Annotated in this window: 1 protein-coding gene; it reads left to right on the top strand. The window is 30.8% G+C overall.

Features of this window, described 5'->3' with window-relative positions; all coding sequences use genetic code 11:
* Nucleotides 1-109: 109 nt before the first annotated feature.
* Complete coding sequence (locus D5R40_RS32465; protein WP_124155846.1) at nt 110-1,891, top strand: DUF262 domain-containing protein; 1,782 nt, start codon at nt 110-112, stop codon at nt 1,889-1,891.
* The last annotated feature ends 170 nt before the right edge of the window (nt 1,892-2,061 follow it).

Here is a 2,061-nt window from a genome sequence, read left to right as displayed (position 1 = left end):
CCCCATCCATTTTTTCTTCATTCTTCCTTCTTCCCTCTTCCTTCTTCCTTACGCTTAGAAAATGCTATATTACTTCTTTCTTCCTGATTAAAACTATTGAGGTAATTATATGGCAAGTATCGAATCTCAAGACATGACTCTAGAAAAGTTATTTGATGAATTTTATGTCATTCCTGATTATCAGCGCGAATATGTTTGGGAGGAAAAAGAAGTAAATGAATTTATTCAAGATATATATGAAGAATTTTCTGAGCAAAATCAAAATTCTTATTCTGAGTATTTTATTGGCAGTATAATTGTTTGTAGTCGTGGGGATAATTTGTATGAAGTAATTGATGGGCAGCAACGGATGACTACTGCTTATTTAGTTCTCTGTGCAATTCGAGATTATTTATTAACTATTAATTCAAATGAACGTATTGAAGCATTAAAAAATAAGATTACTTCTCTATATACAGATGACTGGGGTAATGACCAGTTTAAACATAGGGTAGAACTACAATATGAAGAAAGTAGGGGAATACTAGAAAGTATTGCTATGCAAACAGATTTAGACCAAAGGTCTCCTACTCGTTCTGTTAAACATATTCAGAATGCTTATGCTGAGATTAGAAAATTTCTTTCTCTTAAATTTGAATTAGATGAAGTTGCTATTTCTCATATCAAAAAATTTTATGCCTATTTTCTCAAAAATGTTAAATTAATTCGCGTAAAAACAGCTAGTGTTGCTCATGCTTTGAAAATATATTCAACTTTAAATCATCGTGGTTTACCCCTGGATGATATGGATTTACTCAAAAATTTGATTTTTGCTAAAGCTAAACAAACAGATTATGAGAAAATCAAAGTAAAATGGAAAAAAATGATAGATTTACTCTATCATTCTCAGGAAAGACCGATGCGTTTTTTGCGCTATTTTATTTTGGCAAGATATGCAGAAGATGGAAATTATATTGCAGAAAAAGAAGTCTATGATTGGTTTCTCAAAAATGAATCTAGATGTGGATATAATACTGAACCTATTCTATTTGTGAATGATTTATTAGCCTCAGCAGAAGCTTATGTAGCATTTTTGTCTGGTAATAATATTGATGGAACGGTAAATCGTTATTTGGAAAATATTCGTTGTCTCAGTGTTAATGTTAGGCAACATTTAATATTACTTTTAGCTGCTTATCAATTGCCTCAATATTGTTTTATTGAATTATGTCGGCAGGTAGAAAATTTATTATTTGTGGCAATGTTGACTAGCGATCGCAATCAAAAGGCATTCGATGGCATGATTCTTAAGTGGGCTAGTGAATTACGTCAAATCACATCAAGATCAGAATTTAATCAATTTATTGCTATTCAATTTTTTTCTAGCAAGCAGGTAGTGGCAGATAAATTTGAGAAAGCATTTCATAAACTTAATAAGTCATCATTTCAACCTTATCAAATTAAATATATTTTAGCCAAACTAACACAATACATAGATGAAACTGCTTGGGGTAGTGGGGGAGGAATTGATGATTTAAGCAATTATCTTTTGAAATTAGATGTAGAACAAATTTTACCAGAATATCCTACTCAAAAAGTAATTTTATCTTTCGATAAACCTCGTGAAATAGAAAGTTATAGTAAACTTTTAGGTAATTTGACTTTGTTAGAAAGTTCGATTAAATCTGCTATTACTAATATGAGTTTTACGGGAAAAAAATTAGGCTATACTAAGTCAAGATTTCTATTGACTAGAACTATTGCTGAAAAAATTTCTGTTGGGAATAATACAACTATTGACTTAGCGGTAAAAGATTTAAAGACCTTTATTAAATGGGATTCCCACGCAATTGAAACTCGACAAGAAATATTAACTCAATTAGCTAAAAAAGTGTGGGATATTCCTGAGTAGTCGAGTATTGCTAAATAAGGTTTGATGAAAAGATTGGTTTAATTAGGGCTTGCTGATTAAATCTAAAAGCATTGACTGATATTGGTTGTAGCATTTTTAGGTCTAAAAAAGTGTTAGCTTTTCGGTGGAAAAAGCTCAAAAAGCTAGTATTTTGGGACGATTATGGCAGA

Source organism: Okeania hirsuta (assembly GCF_003838195.1).
GTDB classification, from domain to species: Bacteria; Cyanobacteriota; Cyanobacteriia; order Cyanobacteriales; family Microcoleaceae; genus Okeania; species Okeania hirsuta.
Note: the sequence above shows the minus strand (reverse complement) of the source record. Positions and strands in the feature narration are given on the sequence as shown.